Source organism: Kitasatospora sp. NPDC002551 (genome assembly GCF_040296005.1).
Taxonomy (GTDB): Bacteria; Actinomycetota; Actinomycetes; order Streptomycetales; family Streptomycetaceae; genus Kitasatospora.
Map to the genome: position 1 here is coordinate 1 of NZ_JBEOWI010000097.1, position 16,327 is coordinate 16,327.

Below are 16,327 nucleotides of genomic sequence, written 5' to 3' on the forward strand. Positions count from 1 at the left end.
GGTCAGCCTGCCCGGACTGGCCGCCTCGGCGGCGGCGATGCTCGTCTCCTCGCTGGGCTACGTGCTGGCCGGCCGCTGGCGGGACGGCCCCGACGCGACCGCCCGGCCCGCGGCCAGGCCCGGGGCCCGGAGGGTTCCGCCGTCCGAGAGGTAGCCGGTCCGGCCGTCGAGCAGGACGCCGTCGGCGTCGTCGACGGCCGGGTCGACCCCCTTGTCCGGGTCGAGGACGGACGGCTAGGCGCGCAGCCTCAGGGGCGTCAGGTGCTCGGGGCGGATCAGCCGGGTGCCCGGTGACAGGGCGCGGACCTGGGAGACGAGGCCGTCCAGGTCCATCGTCCGGTCCTGGACGGCCGGGTTCGTCAGCGGCGACTCGAAGTCGTCCCAGTGCACGGGGATCACCGTTCGCGGGGAGTCGAGGGCCTTGAGGAGCCGCGGAACGTAGCGGTGGACGGCCCGGGCGGTGCTCTCCACGGAGATCATCGCGATGTCGGGCTCCAGACCGGCGAAGTTGCGCTCGACCAAGTCGCTCGCCCCGGTCAGGAGGGCCGACGGGCCGTCACCGAGCCGGACCTGGAAGGCCAGGGTGTCGCCTTCGGGGAGGTCGCCGATCGTCCTGGGCGCCTTGGCCGGCGGCGCGTTCAGCGTGCCGGGGACCCAGTAGCGGTGCTTGGCGTTGCGGCTGTGCAGACTGGCCACCACCTCGACGACGAACCCGCCGAAGTCGAGCACCTCGCCGCCCTTGACCACGATCAGCCGCGCGGGGTCCACGCCCATCGCCTGCAGCAGGTGGCAGGTGGTGGCGGTCCCCACGACGGGGATGCCCCGGCTCCTGGCGATGTGGGGGACGTCGTTGACGTGGTCCCAGTGGCTGTGGCTGACCAGGACGATGTCCGGCGTGCCGATGTGCCGGTCGACCAGGTCGGTGGCGATGGTGAGCCGGGTCTTCGGGTCGAAACCGTTGGTCGGGAAGCGCGTGATGTACGGGTCGAACAGGACGGTCTTCCCGTTGCCCTCGATCCGCCAACCGCTGTTGCCGAGCCAGGTGAACACCGTTTCGGCGTCGCCCCGGGGCTGCTGCGGCTCGCTCGCGGCCGCCGTGGCCGCGCCACCGACCACGGGGAGTAAGGCGGCCCCCGCGACCGCCGTACGGAGGAGGCCTCGACGGGCCCATGTGTTGTCACTCATGCCCCGAGAAGACGATCACACCGGCGCCGCGGTTCCACCCGGTCCCGCCGGCCGCGGTGGGCCTTCCGCTCCCCGCGGCCGCCTGCTGCCATACTCCGCGGATGGGCAACGCTGACGACGAGCGGCGGGAGCGTTCCGCGGCGGACGGACGGCATCACGGCGAGCCGCACGAGACCGGTGGCCTGGGCGGCCGGCTGAACTGGCTGCGGGCCGGGGTGCTGGGGGCCAACGACGGGGTGGTGTCGACGGCCGGACTCGTGGTGGGCGTGGCCGGCGCCCGGTCCACGGCGAGCGAACTGCTGACGGCGGGACTGGCCGGACTGCTGGCGGGATCGCTGTCGATGGCCGCCGGGGAGTACGTCTCGGTCAGCACCCAGCGCGATTCCGAACGGGCGGCCCTGGCCCAGGAGCGCCACGAGCTCGCCACCGCGCCGGAGGCGGAACTCGACGAGCTGACCGGACTCCTCACCGCCAAGGGGCTGACGCCGCAGCTGGCGCGGCAGGTCGCCCTGGAGCTGACGGCGCACGACCCGCTCACCGCGCACGCCGAGGTCGAACTGGGAATCGACCCGAAGGAGCTGGCCAACCCGTGGCACGCCGCCTGGGCCAGCTTCGCGGCCTTCACGGTCGGCGCGATGCTGCCGCTGCTGGCGATCGTGCTGCCGCCGGCCTCGGCGCGGGTCCCGGTGACCGTCTTCGCCGTCCTGGTCGCCCTCGCGGTCTGCGGCTGGGGCTCCGCGCGCCTGGGCAACGCGCCCGCCCGGCCCGCCGTCCTGCGCAATGTCGCCGGCGGCGCCCTGGCCATGGCGATCACCTACGCGGCCGGTTCCCTGCTGCACGCGTCCACGCTGTGAGCACCCGGGCCCGCGCGCAGCCGCCCACCCGGCCGATCGCCTTGCGCTATAAGTCTGTTGACGTATTTTCGGGCGGGGATACCCGTGGACGTTGACCACGGAGCCCGCGCGGCGCTTGGCTGTCCCGCAGAGCCCGTCGCCGGGAGGGAGCCCGGCCGGGCGATCGGAGGGGACTCATGACTCGTACCACCCGGACGACCCGCAACCGGTGGCTCGCGGGCGGCGCCGGCGCGCTGGCCGCGGCCGCCCTGCTCGCCGCCACCGCCGCCCCGGCCCAGGCCGGCCCGCCGCCGCGCGGCACGGTCCAGGTCAGCACCGGGGTGAACGGCGCGGTGCCCGACGACCAGTCCGCGAGCCAGGGCATCAGCGCCGACGGCCGCTACGTGCTGTTCACCTCCTGGGCCACCAACCTGGTGGAACAGCCCGGGAAGAGCTGGCGGGACGCCTACGTGCGGGACCTGCGCACCGGGCGCACCGAGCGCGTCAACCTGTCCGACGCGGACGAGCCGCTGGACGGCTTCACCGACTACGTCGCGATCAACGCCAACGGCCGCTACGTCGCCTTCGAGAGCGACGCCGAGGACGTGGTGCCCGGCCTTCCGGTGAAGGGGCGCGACGAGGTCTACGTCCGCGACCGCAGGACGGGGCGCACCGAACTGGTCAGCGGCAGCACCACCGGCACCGACACCGACAAGTTCCACGCCTCCTACGCGCCCTCGATCAGCGCCGACGGCCGCTACGTGGCCTTCGTGTCCTCCCGGACGGACCTGGACCCGACCGTCGTGGACACCCCCGACCCCGCGCTCACCAGGCCGTACACCTGGAAGTACAACGTCTACCTCACCGACCGGTGGACCCACACCACCCGGCTGGTCTCGCGCGACGCCGACGGCAGGCCCGGCGAGCTCCTGTCGCTCCACCCCACGATCAGCGCGGACGGCCGCACCATCGGCTTCTCCTCGCTCTCCCAGCTGCTGCCGGAGGAGCAGACGCCCGGCCTCGCCGCCGCGTCCGCCGCCACCGACGTGGAGCTCACCCCGGGCGCCGCCGAGGCCGCGCGCCGCAGCGTCCCGCAGGCCCCGGCGCAGACGATCACGGCCCACCCGACCTCCGCCGTCTACTACACCTACGACGTGCCGTCCGGGAAGCTCACCCCGGTGAGCGTCGGCCTCGACGGCGTGCTCGGCTACTCCAGCTTCGAGGCGACGATCAGCCCCGACGGGAAGCGCGCGATCTACACCCTGCCCGAGCCCGGCGGCTCCACCGGCGGCCACCGCTACCACACCGTGCTCCACGTCCGGGACCTGAGGACGGGCGCGGTGACGAAGGTCAGCGGCGGTCTGCCCGGCACCAGCTCGGTCGGCTCCTCCGACCACGGCTCGATCACCGCGGACAACCGCTGGATCCACTTCGAGTCGGCCGCCGACAACCTGGTGTCCGGCCCGCAGCACCAGGGCTGGGACGTCTACCGCCAGGACCTGCGCACCGGCCGCACCGAGCGGGTCTCGACCGCCCCGGACGGCTCGCTCGGCAACGGTTCCTCCAGGGCGCCCTTCGTGGACGCCGCCGGCCGCACGGTGGTGTTCGAGTCGACCAGCGGCAACCTGGTCGCCGGAACCGCCGCCCCGGAGAGCGAGCGGTCCCAGGTCTTCGCCAGGCCCACCGGACGCCACCACGGCGACGGCGACGACCGGGGCGAGGACGAGGACAGCTGACCGGGGCCGGGTTTCGTTTTCCGGACGGCCGCCGGTCGGGTTGTTCGCTCACGCGGCTGCGGTCCGGTGCCCCGAGGGCCGACTGTGGGGTGGGACCGTCCGCCGGCGGGCACCCGGCTGTCGAAGGGACTGCACCGTGTACCCGGAGCTTCGTGTGACCGATCGGCCCGCGGGGCCCGGTACCCGCCTACTGGTGCTGGACGGCGAGGCCGACCTGGACACCGCCGCCGTCCTGTCCGAGGCCCTGGACGCCGCGCTCGGGTACCGGCCCGCCCCCAGCCTGATCACGGTCGACTGCGCCGGGCTGACGTTCTGCGCCTCCGCGGGCCTGAACGAGTTCCTCCGGGCCCGCCGGAGCGCGATGACGGCCGGCATCGCCTTCCGCCTCACCCGGCCCCGTCCGCAGCTGCGGCGGCTGCTGAGGATCACCGAGGTCGACACCGTTCTCGAGGTCGAGGTCGAGGACGGTGCCGGCCTCGACCCCACCGACGCGCACTGCTGAACGGTGAGCGGGTGAACGGGTGAACGTCCACCGTCCGGCCCGTACCGCCGCGGCCGGGTTTTCCTCCGGGCGCGCGGGCGCGTAGCGTCGTCACACCCGGCACGCGGAGCAGGCCGCCGTGCCGACGGACGGGTGGTGACGATGATCGAGTCGTTGTCCTTCGACAGCGCGAGCGCGGAGGCCACGGAGGAGTTCCTCTCCACCGCCTACACGCCGATGCGCATCGGCAAGTCGGTGGTCGACGCGAGGGCACGCATCAACCGCCGGGCGGTGGGCGGGCTGAGCGTGGACCGGTTGTCCTTCGGCTACGACATGGCCTTCAACGCCGAGAGCCTGCGCCGGGTGTGCCTGATCAGCATGCACTCCGGCACGCTCGCCGTCCGGGACGCGGGCGGGGAGGAGACGGTGTTCGGCCCCGGCGAGACGTTCCTGATCGCCCCTCCGGACGCCCCCTACCGGGGCGAGGTCCGCGCGGCCCGCTACACCATCGCCATGTTCGACAGCGGTCTGCTGGACGCCGTCGCCCCCACCGGCGCCGACGGCAGCGGGCCGGTCCGGCTGACCGGGGCCCGCGCCGCCGACCAGGCGGCGAACCGGCAGCTGGGCGCCGCCGTCGCCTATGTGCGCGACCACGTCCTGGACAACCCGGTCGCCTGCGAGAGCGCTCTGCTCGTGGCCACCGCGGCCCAGCACCTGGCGGCCGCGACCCTGGCGGCCCTGCCGCACACCGCCCGCACCGACCCGGCGGCGGACCGGACGGACGCCATGCCCGCCACGGTGCGCCGGGCGGTCGCGTTCATCGAGGCGAACGCGGAGCGGGACATCGCGCTCGCGGACATCGCGGCGGCCGCCTTCGTCACCCCGAGGGGCCTGCAGTACGCCTTCCGCAGGCATCTCGGGACCACCCCGCTCGCCCATCTGCGCCGGGTGCGCCTGGACGCGGCGCACCGGGAGCTGCTGGCCGCCGACCCGGCCGGCACGACGGTGACCCGGATCGCGATGCGCTGGGGCTTCGCGCACGCCGGCCACTTCGCGGGCCTGTACCGCCGCACCTACCTGCGGCGGCCCGGCGACACCCTGCGCGAGCGCGGCTGAACCTGGTGCGGTGCCGACGGGAGCGGTCCGGTGCCGGCGAGGCCGGGAGGACCCGCCCGCCGGGCGGCCCGTGACCGGCGGCTACGCCGGTGCCGCGGTGTGCCAGCCGGCGATCCACCAGGCGGTCAGCAGGGTGGCGGCGCCGGCCGCGGCCATCGCGGTGCCGGTTCCGGCCGCCGCGGTGAGGAGGCCGAAACAGGCGGGGCCGACGCCCTGCAGGGTCATGGTCCCGGAGTGCAGCAGCCCGAACGCCTGGCCCTGGAGAGCGGCGGGCACGCAGTCCACGAAGGCGCGCTGCAGCCCCAGGGCGTAGGCGAAGCCGGTGCCGGCGCAGAACAGCAGGACCGCGCTCGTCCCGACGCCCGGACCGGCCGCGAAGGCCAGCAGGGGAAGCCCCGTCACCGCGGCGAGCGGGGCCACCAGCCGCTCCCGCACGGAGGGCCGCAGGAGACGGCCCACCACCAGGGCGCCCGCCAGCATGCCGGCCGGCACACAGGCCATCAGCAGGGCGTAGCTGCCGGGGGCGAAGTGGTGCTGCCCCGCGTAGGCGACGATCAGCGCCTCGGCACCGGCCGCGGCGGCGCCCGGCAGCCATTGCGCCAGCAGCAGCCGGCGCGGGTCCCGGGCACCCAGGAGGGCGGCCGTCCCGCGCAGGCCGGCCTTCGCCACCGAGCCGGACGGCTCACCGTCGGCCTTCAGCCGCGGCAGGCCCAGGCGCGCCGCCACCGCCGCCGAGAGATGCAGGGCCGCGCCGACGGCGAGCGCCTGACGGGTGCCCAGGGCGGCCACCGCCGCGCCGCCGAGGGCCAGGCCCGCGAGTTGGGCGACCGAGGAGGCCATGCTGTTCAGCGACCGCCCCAGCACATAGGCGTCCCCCGTCAGCCAACGGGCCACCAGCCGCCCGGAGGCGCCGTGGAACACCGGCGTCACCAGGGCGACGAGCGCCACCAGCGCCAGGTCCGCCGTGACGGACAGCGGCAGCAGGGCCAGGGCCAGCGCCGCCGCGCTCTCCAGCAGGTAGCCGCCGGCGATCAGCGCCCGCGGCGGCAGCCGGTCGGCGAGCGAGCCGAGCAGCACGGTGCCGAACATCTGGGGCAGGAAGCCCGCCCCGAAGGACACCGCGCTCAGCAGGGGCGAGCCCGTGGTGCTGAAGACCAGGACGGAGAACGCCGAGATGCGCAGCGAGTCGGCGGTGATCGCCACGGCACGGGTGAGGAAGAGCAGTCTGAACCGGCGTTCGGCCAGGACCTCCCGGTAGGTGGTGCGACGCGTCGGCGGGTGAGTGGTCATGCGCGGCAGCCTTCCGGTGGTGTCCCGGCCGGGGCGAGTGATTCGTCCCCCGGCGTAAGGCCGCGCCCGGGACCGCACGCCCGGGGCCGCGCGCCCGCGTCGTAGGCTCGGGGGATGCTCCGCTTCGAGGTCGCCGCCGAGGCGCTGCTGCGCAGCCGCTTCGCCCTCTCCCCCGCCATCGAACTGGCCGGCCTGCTGCGGGCCCTGGACGGCCGGGGCGGGCGGCTGCCCGCCGCGTGGACGGCTCGGCTGCGCCCCGTCTTCGAGCGGCTGCGCGCCGCGGGCGACCTGGACGCGGCGCTCGCCCTGCACACGCCGCGCTCCGCCCCCGACTTCCTCGCCGCGCCGCCCCGGGGCCCGGCCCAGACCTGGGCCGACGACCTGGCCGCCATCCGCTCGACGCCGCCCGCCCGGGCCCGCGCCGAGATCGCCCGCGCGCTGGCCGTGCGGCCGGTCACCGAGGCCCGGGTCGGGCGGATCCTGGCCGCGCCGGACGTGGTGGAGCGGATCGCCGCCGCCCTGGACGAGGCCTGGCACGAGCTCCTGGCCGCCGACTGGCCGCAGCTGCGCGCGGTCTGCGAGCGGGACGTGGTCCACCGCGTCGGCCGGATCGGCGAGCAGGGCTGGGCGGCCGTGATCGCCGACCTGCACGACGGCGTGCTGTGGCGCGACGGGGCGATCGAGATCGACCTGCCCACCGACACCGTCGCGGTGGCCGGGGAGGGACTGCTGCTGATCCCCTCGGTGTTCGTCCGGCCGACCGTGGCCGCGCATCTGGCGGCGCCCTGGCCGAAGACCCTGATCTATCCCGCCCGCGGCACCGCCGCCCTGCTGGAGACGGCGCCCGCCGCGGCGCCCCGGGCGCTCGGCGCGCTCCTCGGAGGCTCCCGGGCGCGGATCCTGACCGCGCTGGACACCCCCGCCAGCACCAGCCAGCTCGCCCGTCAGCTCCGGCTGGCGACCGGCGCGGTCGGCGACCACCTCGCCGTCCTGCTCAACGCCGGTCTGCTCAGCCGGGCCCGCTCGGGACGCTCCGTGCTCTACCAGCGCACCGCCCTCGGCGACGCCCTGGCGGCGGCCGGGGGCGGCGGCTGAGGGCCCGGGCCGCCGCTACGCGAGCGGACCGGGCCGGGGCGGGGCGGGGGTGCGGATGGCGAGGATGGCCATGTCGTCGTGGCCGTCGCTGGGGTGGTGGTCGGCGAGGGCGCGGACGAGGGCGTCCAGGGGGTCGGCGGCGTGGGCTGCGGCGAGGGCGGCGAGGGTGTCCAGGCCCTCGTCGATGGAGCACCCGGGGTCCTCGACGAGGCCGTCGGTGAACAGGACGACCGTGCTGCCGGCGGGCAGCGGGTGGCTGTGGTCGGGCCGGTGGATGTCGGGGTCGACACCCAGGGGGATGCCGGGTTCGGCGTGCAGGTACCGGGCGTGCCCGTCGGGGGTGAGGACGAGCGGCGGCAGGTGACCGGCGGTGCTCCAGTGCAGGGTCCAGCCGTCGGCGGCGGGTTCGATCCGGGCCAGGCAGGCGGTGGTGACGGGCAGGTCGGTGATGGCGCGCACGGTGTGGTCGAGCTGGGTCAGGACGGCGCTCGGCGGGGACTTGCGGTCGAACAGCAGCGCGCGGAGCATGTTGCGTGCCTGGGCCATGGCGGCGGCCGCGTTCAGGTCGTGGCCGACCACGTCGCCGATGACGGCCACGCAGGCCCGGTCGGGCAGGACCGCGGCGTCGTACCAGTCGCCGCCGACGCCGGCCGGTTCGGCGGCGGTGCGGTAGACCGCGGCCCCGGAGAACGGGGTGAGGTCCGGCAGCGTGGGCAGCAGCAGCCGCTGGAACTGCTCCGCGCTGTCGCGCAGGTAGCCGTACAGACGGGCGTTCTCGATGGCGATACCGGCCGCGCCCGCGAGGGCGCGCACGATCTCCTCGTCCTCCTCGTCGAACAGCCGGCCGTCCTCGCGCTCGGAGAGGTAGAGGTCGCCGTAGATCTCGCCGCGGACGGTGACCGCCACGCCGAGCAGTGTGCGCATCGGCGGATGGCCGGGCGGGAAGCCGACCGACGCCGGGTGGGAGGGGATGTCGTCCACACGCAGCGGCTCGGGGTGGTGGATCAGCTGGCCGAGCACGCCGCGGCCGTGCGGGAAGTCGACGCCGGTCAGGGCCGCGCGCTCCTCCGCCGTCAGGCCGGCGGTGATGAACCGCTCCAGGTGGTCGCCGGACGGGGCGAGCACGCCGAGGGCGCCGTAGCGGGCACCGACCAGGTCCATGGCCGTCGTGACGATGCGGTGCAGCACCGCCGGCAGGTCGAGGTCGCCGCCGATGGCGAGCACCGCCGCCAGCAGTCCCTGCAACCGGTTCTTGGCCCTCGCCAGGGCCCGCAGCTGCGCGGCGACGCCTTCCAGCCGCTCGTCCGGATCCGGCCGGAACCCCGGGTGGTCCTCCTCACCCGGCGGCCGGGCCGGCTCCACGCCGGAATTCACGACACCGTCCCGTTCATCGCGCCAACGCTACGCAGGCGGCCGCCGGACGGACGGGAACCCACGCCCGACACCCGTGGACCGACCGCGTGAACCGGACCGGACGGCCCACCCACGGCCCCGGGCGACGACGCCGCGCGCCGCGGGTCAGCGGGGCGGGCCAACCGACGGGAGGCGGTCGGACGCCGGCGGATGATCAACATACCGGGTGACCGGCGAGGCGCCCCGCCACGGTGTCCGGGCCGGAGCCGGTGACGGCGGATCACGGTGGCGGCGCCACGCCGCCCCTGACGGCCGGGCACCTCACGTGCTCGATGCCACCCTCGCCTCCCGCGGGTTCCGGCGGGCCGATTCGCCGCAGGGGTCGGAAGGGTAGGGATGCCTCCGACCGTCGTCGTCGTACCGGGGAGGGACATGGTGCGCAGGGGTTCGTCTTCGACCGCCCAGAAGGGGCATCCGTTCGGCCGGCGGCCGGCCGGCGGGCTGGCCGACGTCCTGTGGGAGTGGTCGAAGTCCGGCACCCGGACCGCGGCGCGCAACCGGCTGCTGCGGCGGCTGCCCGGCGTCGGTCCGGCGGCCGCGTACCGGTTCGGCCTGGTCGAGCGGCCGCACTACGCCTACGGCGTGCGGCGGGCCACCGAGTCGGCGGCGCGGCTGGGGCACCGGGGCGTCACGGTGGTGGAGTTCGGGGTGGCCGGCGGCAACGGGCTGCTGGCGCTCGCCGAGCACGCCCGGTACTACGCCGCCGCCACCGGGGTGGCGGTGCGGGTCGTCGGGTTCGACAGCGGGGCGGGGCTGCCCGCCGCCGAGGACCCCCGGGACCTGCCCTACCTGTTCGCCCCCGGCTACTACACGATGGACCACGACCGGCTGCGCGCCCGGCTGGGACCGGCCGAGCTGGTGATCGGCGACCTGGCCCGGACGCTGCCCGAGTACCTGGACGCGCGCGCCGGGGTGCTGCGCGACCATCCGGTCGGTTTCGTCGCCCTCGACCTGGACTACTACTCCTCGACGGCGACGGCCCTCGACCTGTTCCGGGGGGCCGCGCACGCGCACCTGCTGCCGCGGGTCACCTGCTACCTCGACGACCTGCCGGGCACGATCGAGCGGATCGGGGAGGCGGCCGCCGTCGCCGACTTCAACGCCGCCCACCACGACCGCGCGATCGGACGGGTGCTGGGCCTGCGCGCGTTCACGCCCTTCGACCCGCCGTGGGCCGATCAGATCTACGTCCACCACCGGCTGGACCACCCGGACTACGGACGGCTGGAGACCGGCGCCACCGGCGACCAGCTCCCGCTGGAGCCCGCCCCGCGGGGCCGCCGGCGGCGCCGGGGCGGAACGGGGTGACGGATTCCACTTTTCCACCGAAGAGCGGGACCGGATGCTCCTCGTGCGATATGACTGGCAGCGCCACGGCCCGGCCGTGTGCGGACCGGTTGATCGCGAAAGGGATGCTGTGGGGACAATGGCTGCAAGGGCGTCAATAACGGCCCTGGCGGGACTGATCGTGGCCTCGGTGCTTCCCGCCCAGGCGGGCGCCGCCACCCCGCCCTCGGTCTGGGTCGCCAGCGGCGCGGACCACGTCTTCTCCTCCTCGCCCGCCCCTCAGCGGCCGACCGGCGGGGTGACCCACCCTGACCCTCCCGTTCGCGCCGGCCACGGCGCGCTACGTGAAGATCACCGGCACCCGGCTGAGCACCGACCAGTTCGGTGACCACTACCTGCAGCTCGGCGAGGTCGCGGTCTCCTGACGCACCCGTCCCCCGGCGGCCGTTCCCCGGCGCCGGGGGACGGCCGCCGCTACAGGCGCTCCTCGATCCCGACGGCGGACCCCAGGTCCTCCTGGGCCTGCCCGCCCTCGCCCTCCCGCTGTTCGAGCATGGCGCGGGCGATCGCGTCGAGCTTGCGCTGGATGGCGTGCTCGGCGCGCCGCTCGGCGTTCTTCAGCATCGCCAGGAGCAGCAGGGTCACGGCCGTCATGGCGTCGCCGGCGAGGATCTGCCACTCCGTGGAGAGCCCTGCCGCGTGCACGGCCACGAACAGGGCGACCAGCACCAGGCAGAACACCGCGAACGCGGGCGAGCTGGTGAGGTTCGACGCCAGTTCCGCGAACTGCTCGAACCGGCCGCGTCTTCCGTCCTCCCGCCGCCGGGCGGGGTGCTGGAACGTCATGTCGCTCACCCTTCCGTGACCGCGCGTGTACCCGGTCGGAGTGTCCGCACACCCGTCCGTCCGGGTCCCCGGTGCTGCCCGGTGGCGGCGGCCCCCGTAGGCTGCCGCCTATGACCGGTGATCGAATGACTGTCCAGACCGCCCTGGAGACCCTGCTGGCCGGCAACCGTCGATTCACGGCGGGCGCCCCCGAGCACCCCAACCAGGACGCGGCGCGGCGGACCGCCACCGCCCCGGCCCAGAGTCCGTTCGCGGTCCTGTTCGGCTGCTCCGACTCCCGGCTGGCCGCCGAGATCATCTTCGACCAGGGTCTCGGCGATCTGTTCGTGGTCCGCACCGCCGGTCACGTGGTCGGCTCGGAGGTGCTCGGCAGCATCGAGTACGGCGTCAGCGTGCTCGGCAGCCCGCTGGTCGTCGTCCTCGGGCACGACTCCTGCGGCGCCGTCGCCGCGACCCGCGAGGCCGTCCAGGAGGGCACCACGGCCACCGGTTACGTGCGGGACGTGATCGAGCGCGTGACCCCGAGCGTGCTGGCCGCCCGGGCGGCCGGGCGCACGGAGGACTCCGACTTCATCGACATCCACATCGAGCACACCGTCGACCTCCTCCTGGAGCGCTCGCGCACCCTCGCCCAGGCCGTCGAGGCCGGTACGGCCGCGGTGATCGGGATCTCCTACCGGCTGGCCGACGGCACCGCCCACCTGGTGACGGCCCACGGCCTGGACGTGCCGGCCGGCTCCGCCTCCTGAGGCCGGCGCCCCCCGGTCGGCCTGTGGGTCAGGGCCGGGGGGCGGGCTCGCCCTGGACGCGGCCCTGGAGGGCCCGGGAGAGTTCCGCGACGCAGGCCGCCAGCTGCGCGGTGGTGAGCTGTCCGGGGTCGCCGCCGCATCCGCCGGCCGGTCCGGGCGAGGGCTGGGCGGTCGGGGCCGGGGACGGGGCCGGGGACGGCTGGGCGCCCGGTGGGGTGATGCTGCCGTTCAGCGACACCAGGTTGGGCGTCACCGTGGCGTCGCCCGACAGGTCGATGTAGTCCTGGGTCTGCCCGTTGAAGTCCACGAAGCCGCGCCACATGTCCCGCCCGTACGGGATGATCTCCTGCAGCGCGCCGCCCTGACCTGCGCTGATGGCGATCGCGGTCTGCTGCGCCATGTACGACACCATCCGGCTGGCCAACACGTCCAGGTTCACCGACGGGGCGTCGTCGCCGCGCACGTAGACGTGCAGGTCGTTGAGGCCGCCGCCGGCGCGGTCGGCCCGGACGACCGCGAACGCCACCACCAGCTGCGAGGAGCTCTCCCTCGGCACCAGCGGCGTGACGAAGTACAGGTGGCCGTCCGCCCTGGAGCGCAGCAGGAACTCGCCCGGGTTGGTGGCGTTGGTCGCCGCCGAGGTGTGCGCGTAGCCGAAGCCCCGGTCGTCCTTGGCGCCGCGGCCACCGAGCCACTGCACCTCGTGGATCTGCGAGCGGACCACCGAGGTCGGGTACACCGCCCCCGGCAGTTCGCCCGGGGCCACCGTCTCCCGGTAGGTCACGTCCGGGCGGCCGTCCGGGGAGCCGCGCAGCACCAGCACACCGGCCGGCTCCAGCACCGTGCGCTGGCGGTAGCCGATCTGCCGTGACACCGCGATCACCACCACCGGCCGGGCGGTGCGGGGGTCGGCGCCGTCGCAGTAGCCCTGGATGTCGTTGTCGCCGTAGACGAGCGCCGGGAAGCGCTCGGCCAGCAGGTTGCGCAGGCTGACGGCTCCCGAGCCGGCGAAGGCCCGGCCGAAGGCGTGGTCGCCGCGGAAGACGCAGGTGGCCACGGAGTTCGAGCGGCCGTCCCACACCGCGACGCCCTCCATCGGCTGCTCGCCGGAGCCGTCCAGGACCGCCGTCCACACCCCGCCGCCCGGCGAGTCGTCGGGCAGGTAGTGCAGGCTGCGGCCCAGCAGGTGGGTCCCGGAGGTCAGACCGGCGCTGTCGGTGAGCGCCTTGGTCGCCGCCGCGTAGGAGGCGGTGCGGGCCTCGAAGTCGAAGTCCGGCATCGGCGCGGTCTTCACGCAGGCCGGCACGTCCGCCGTGCCCACCAGGTCGCAGCGCCCGCCGTCGCCCGGGCGGGTGTGCTCGGTGACCGGCAGCACCGAACGCGGGGTGCCCGCGCCACCGGCCGGGACGTCGAGCACGGTGGCCGCCGCGTAGAAGCGGCCCTCGTCCTTGTCGTCGTCCCAGAGCCCGGTGCCCGCGCGCACCAGTGAGCCGGCCACCGCCAGCACCGCCACCGCGAGGGCCAGCCGCACCCGCCACCCGCCGAGCCCCGCCCCGGAGCCGTCCGCGACGTGGACGATCGCCCCGACCGTGCCGCACAGGCCCACCGCGACCCAGAACCAGAACAGCGGCGCCGCGTCCAGCACGCCGCCGTGCGGGAAGAACTGCTGCCGGATCAGCAGGACGTAGCTCTGGTCCTGCTGTCCGAAGCCGCCGAACACGGCGTGCTTGACCAGCCACACCAGCACCGCGAGCAGCGGCATCCACAGCCACCAGACGGCCAGGGCCAGCGCCCCGCGCCGCACCGCGCCCCGCCGGACTCCCTGCTCCGTCACCGTGTCCCCCACTCCGCGCCCCGCCGCCGGCTCCCCCGGGCCCGGGCCTCGGTCCCGTCCTTCCCGCCCGGCCCGATCGGCAAGCGCCCGGGAGGGCGGGGATCAGCGGGCTTCCAGGTCCGGTTCGGGGGCGCCGGACCTCCCGGGCCCGAGGGGTGTGCCGCCGGCGCCAGGTCGGCGGCGGTGGCGGTGTTCCGCGGGTCGGCCGGGCGCCGGGCGGGTCAGAGGTCGGGCGTGGTCGGGGACCAGCGCTTGCCGTCGTGGAAGTAGGCCGCCGCGTCGCGGATGCCCACGGTACGGAAGGGGCGGCCGTGGTCGTCGACGCGGAGCCGGCCCTGGCGGTCGCCGCTGCTCCAGACCAGGTCGAGGTACCAGCTGACGTCCTGCGCGGCGGTGGCGGCGTCGACGTTGATGACCTGCGGGTCGGTCGCGGAGACGCGGAACGGGAAGGTCGAGAGGACGGGCTTGCCCGTGCTCTCCTGGGCCGGCACCGCGGTGGCGCGGGGCGCGGGCGCGTCGAGGTCCACCGCGAAGGCGGCCGGGGTGAGGCCGCCGCCGCAGCCGGAGCCGGGCGTGTAGGCGTTCCCCTTGGGCGCCGGGCGGGTGCTGACGACCTGGATGTAGGCGGCGTGCAGGACGACCGGCGTGGCGTCGGCGCCCTGGGCGGTCAGTTGCAGCCGGAGGTGCCCGCCGGGAACGCCCTGCTGGGCGGCCGCCCAGCTGTCGACGTCCGCCGAGGTGTCCGGCGGCACGGCCACCTGGGCCGGGGAGCGGGTGGAGAGGAACCACTGCCCGCAGGGGCTGCCCCAGTTGTCGGTCAACACGTTGACGTGGAAGGGCGCGGAGGTGTCGTCGGCCGGTGCCGGCACGGAGGCGGCGGGCGGCGGCGACGGCGACGGCGTCGACGGGGCACTCGACGAGGCGGCGCCCGACGGGACGGCACTCGGGGGCGCGCTCGCGGTGGGAGACGCGGTCGCGGCGGAGCCGGAGGTGGTCGCGGCCGGGAGGGCGGCCGGTCCGCGGCGGCCGTTCAGCACGAACGCCGACGCGGCGGCGATCAGGCCGATCACGACCACGGCGCCGAGCAGCGCCCTGAGCCGGCGCCGGGCCGCCTCCCCCGGCGCTCGCGGTGCCGGCGCCGTCGCCACCACCGGCACGGGAACGGGATCCGGAGCCGGCGCGGGTTCCGGCCGGGGCCTGGGCGTCGCCGTGCCCGCCTCCCGGCGCCGTGCCGCGTCCGCCAGGAGCCAGCAGCGGTGCAGGGCGACGAGTTCGTCGCCGTTCGCCCCGCACACCCGGGCGAACCGCTCGACCGGCGCGTACTCGGTGGGGACCGCCGCGCCGTGGCAGTAGCGGTGCAGCGTGGAGGTGCTGACGTGCAGCCGGGTCGCGAGCACACCGTAGCTGTGGCCCGAACGCTCCTTCAGCCCCCGCAGCATTCCGGCGAACTCGTCGCTCTCCACGCCCACTCGTGACCCCCCGCACCGCCCCTCGGCCCGGCATCCCGCCGAACCCGCAGGTCAGGCTACGGGAACCGCTCCGGGATCCCCAATCAACGGCACTTTCGGGCAGACCTTCCGCCGTCCGGGCCCGGGGTTCTTGACGAAACTTGCCAACCCCGCGCATCACACGCACCGGTCATTGACCGGAGCATGACGCCATGTGAGGGTTCGAGCACCCGAGCGCGGACGGCCCGCACGGCCGTCCCCGAAACACGGCCCTGCGGTGTGCCATCAGCCCTGCCTTCCGCGGTCGAGGACCCCCACCTGCTAGGAGCCTCGATGAAACGCAGTGTTACCGCGGGCCGGTTGCTGACCGCCGCGACCACCCTGACCCTGCTGGCCGGCACGATAGCCGCCACCGCGGTCCCGGCCGTCGCCGCGCCCGCGCCCACCCCCGCGCCGCCCAGCGCCCTGGCCGCCGCCGTGAGCGCCGCCGACCGGGCGGCCGCGGCAGGCCTGGACGCCCTGGCCAAGGGCCCCGACGAGACCTACGAGCGCCAGTCCGTCACCCCGTGGGTGGGCGGCCTCTACTCGGTCGCCTACGAGCGCACCTACAAGGGCCTGCCCGTGGTCGGCGGCGACGCGGTCGTCCTCGCCGACGCCCAGGGCCAGGTGCGCGGATCGCAGTCCGCCGCCGCCGCCCGCATCGGGAGTGCCACCAGCGCCCGGATCAGCGCCCAGAAGGCCGAGAAGACCGCGCGCACCAAGCTCGCCGTCGTCGACTCCGTCGAGTCGCGCCGACTCGTCGTGCGCGTCAAGGACGGCGACAGCGGCCGCCTCGCCTGGGAGACCGTCCTCAGCGGGAGCAACGGCGGCGCCCCCAGCCGTCTGCACGTCTTCGTCGACGCCACCACCGGCGAGGTCATCGACAGCTACGACGACGTGCGGGCCGGCACGCTGAACAGCAAGTGGAACGGCCCCTCCCCCACCATCAGCACCACCGGCTCCGGCAGCTCCTAC

The 16,327-nt window shown here is 75.4% G+C and carries 14 protein-coding genes; 8 read left to right on the forward strand and 6 right to left on the reverse strand.

All coding sequences use genetic code 11. From position 1 onward, the window contains the following. Nucleotides 1-234 precede the first annotated feature (234 nt). Nucleotides 235-1,185 (reverse strand): MBL fold metallo-hydrolase, encoded by a 951-nt coding sequence (locus ABT093_RS38985; RefSeq protein WP_350572234.1) that lies wholly within the window; start codon nucleotides 1,183-1,185, stop codon nucleotides 235-237. Nucleotides 1,186-1,286: 101 nt separating this feature from the next. Between ABT093_RS38985 and ABT093_RS38990 the strand changes: the two genes are divergently transcribed. The 4 genes from ABT093_RS38990 to ABT093_RS39005 all read left to right on the forward strand — a co-directional run bounded on the left by ABT093_RS38990 (nucleotide 1,287) and on the right by ABT093_RS39005 (nucleotide 5,351). Then, nucleotides 1,287-2,039 carry a VIT1/CCC1 transporter family protein gene (locus tag ABT093_RS38990; protein ID WP_350572235.1) on the forward strand — a complete coding sequence of 251 codons (753 nt, stop codon included), beginning with the start codon at nucleotides 1,287-1,289 and terminating at the stop codon, nucleotides 2,037-2,039. 176 nt (nucleotides 2,040-2,215) lie between these two features. Beyond that, complete coding sequence (locus ABT093_RS38995) at nucleotides 2,216-3,754, forward strand: TolB family protein (protein ID WP_350572236.1); 1,539 nt, start codon at nucleotides 2,216-2,218, stop codon at nucleotides 3,752-3,754. A 154-nt stretch (nucleotides 3,755-3,908) separates the two neighbouring features. After that, the gene (locus ABT093_RS39000) at nucleotides 3,909-4,256 is read left to right on the forward strand and encodes an STAS domain-containing protein (protein WP_350572237.1); all 348 of its coding nucleotides are present in this window, start codon (nucleotides 3,909-3,911) and stop codon (nucleotides 4,254-4,256) included. Between the two features lie 141 nt (nucleotides 4,257-4,397). Beyond that, complete coding sequence (locus tag ABT093_RS39005; protein WP_350572238.1) at nucleotides 4,398-5,351, forward strand: AraC family transcriptional regulator; 954 nt, start codon at nucleotides 4,398-4,400, stop codon at nucleotides 5,349-5,351. Nucleotides 5,352-5,432: 81 nt separating this feature from the next. Here ABT093_RS39005 and ABT093_RS39010 read toward each other — a convergent pair whose 3' ends face one another. Further along, on the reverse strand, nucleotides 5,433-6,641 hold the full coding sequence (locus tag ABT093_RS39010) for an MFS transporter (protein WP_350572239.1): 1,209 nt from the start codon (nucleotides 6,639-6,641) through the stop codon (nucleotides 5,433-5,435). Nucleotides 6,642-6,755: 114 nt separating this feature from the next. Here ABT093_RS39010 and ABT093_RS39015 point away from each other — a divergent pair, with 114 nt between their 5' ends. Then, nucleotides 6,756-7,736 (forward strand): ArsR/SmtB family transcription factor, encoded by a 981-nt coding sequence (locus ABT093_RS39015; protein ID WP_350572240.1) that lies wholly within the window; start codon nucleotides 6,756-6,758, stop codon nucleotides 7,734-7,736. A gap of 15 nt (nucleotides 7,737-7,751) precedes the next feature. On the opposite strand, the gene ABT093_RS39020 is transcribed toward ABT093_RS39015, so the two are convergent. After that, on the reverse strand, nucleotides 7,752-9,110 hold the full coding sequence (locus tag ABT093_RS39020; protein ID WP_502884421.1) for a PP2C family protein-serine/threonine phosphatase: 1,359 nt from the start codon (nucleotides 9,108-9,110) through the stop codon (nucleotides 7,752-7,754). 411 nt (nucleotides 9,111-9,521) lie between these two features. Here ABT093_RS39020 and ABT093_RS39025 point away from each other — a divergent pair, with 411 nt between their 5' ends. Beyond that, a complete protein-coding gene (locus ABT093_RS39025; RefSeq protein WP_350572241.1) occupies nucleotides 9,522-10,457 on the forward strand; it encodes a hypothetical protein in 936 nt (311 codons plus the stop codon). A 453-nt stretch (nucleotides 10,458-10,910) separates the two neighbouring features. Here the strand turns inward: ABT093_RS39025 and ABT093_RS39030 are convergent, their stop codons facing one another. Further along, nucleotides 10,911-11,282: a low affinity iron permease family protein gene (locus ABT093_RS39030; RefSeq protein WP_350572242.1), complete on the reverse strand. Its 372-nt coding sequence runs from the start codon at nucleotides 11,280-11,282 to the stop codon at nucleotides 10,911-10,913. A 125-nt stretch (nucleotides 11,283-11,407) separates the two neighbouring features. On the opposite strand from ABT093_RS39030, the gene ABT093_RS39035 reads away from it, so the two are divergent. Further along, entirely contained in the window at nucleotides 11,408-12,031 is a 624-nt protein-coding gene (locus tag ABT093_RS39035) for a carbonic anhydrase (RefSeq protein ID WP_350572243.1), read from the forward strand. Between the two features lie 28 nt (nucleotides 12,032-12,059). On the opposite strand, the gene ABT093_RS39040 is transcribed toward ABT093_RS39035, so the two are convergent. Beyond that, the gene (locus ABT093_RS39040) at nucleotides 12,060-13,865 is read right to left on the reverse strand and encodes a hypothetical protein (RefSeq protein ID WP_350572244.1); all 1,806 of its coding nucleotides are present in this window, start codon (nucleotides 13,863-13,865) and stop codon (nucleotides 12,060-12,062) included. Nucleotides 13,866-14,086: 221 nt separating this feature from the next. Further along, nucleotides 14,087-15,328, reverse strand: coding sequence for a helix-turn-helix domain-containing protein (locus ABT093_RS39045; protein WP_350572245.1), 1,242 nt, complete (start codon nucleotides 15,326-15,328; stop codon nucleotides 14,087-14,089). A 318-nt stretch (nucleotides 15,329-15,646) separates the two neighbouring features. Here ABT093_RS39045 and ABT093_RS39050 point away from each other — a divergent pair. Then, nucleotides 15,647-16,327 (forward strand): PepSY domain-containing protein (locus ABT093_RS39050; protein ID WP_350572246.1); only part of this gene is annotated, 681 nt, incomplete at its 3' end.

Excerpts from the sequence above, each read along its gene's own strand:
- ABT093_RS39035 (WP_350572243.1), top strand. The coding sequence starts at position 11,408 with ATGACTGTCCAGACCGCCCTGGAGACCCTGCTGGCCGGCAACCGTCGA.
- ABT093_RS38995 (WP_350572236.1), top strand. The coding sequence starts at position 2,216 with ATGACTCGTACCACCCGGACGACCCGCAACCGGTGGCTCGCGGGCGGC.
- ABT093_RS39015 (WP_350572240.1), top strand. The coding sequence starts at position 6,756 with ATGCTCCGCTTCGAGGTCGCCGCCGAGGCGCTGCTGCGCAGCCGCTTC.
- ABT093_RS39010 (WP_350572239.1), bottom strand. The coding sequence starts at position 6,641 with ATGACCACTCACCCGCCGACGCGTCGCACCACCTACCGGGAGGTCCTG.
- ABT093_RS38990 (WP_350572235.1), top strand. The coding sequence starts at position 1,287 with ATGGGCAACGCTGACGACGAGCGGCGGGAGCGTTCCGCGGCGGACGGA.
- ABT093_RS39005 (WP_350572238.1), top strand. The coding sequence starts at position 4,398 with ATGATCGAGTCGTTGTCCTTCGACAGCGCGAGCGCGGAGGCCACGGAG.
- ABT093_RS39025 (WP_350572241.1), top strand. The coding sequence starts at position 9,522 with ATGGTGCGCAGGGGTTCGTCTTCGACCGCCCAGAAGGGGCATCCGTTC.
- ABT093_RS38985 (WP_350572234.1), bottom strand. The coding sequence starts at position 1,185 with ATGAGTGACAACACATGGGCCCGTCGAGGCCTCCTCCGTACGGCGGTC.
- ABT093_RS39030 (WP_350572242.1), bottom strand. The coding sequence starts at position 11,282 with ATGACGTTCCAGCACCCCGCCCGGCGGCGGGAGGACGGAAGACGCGGC.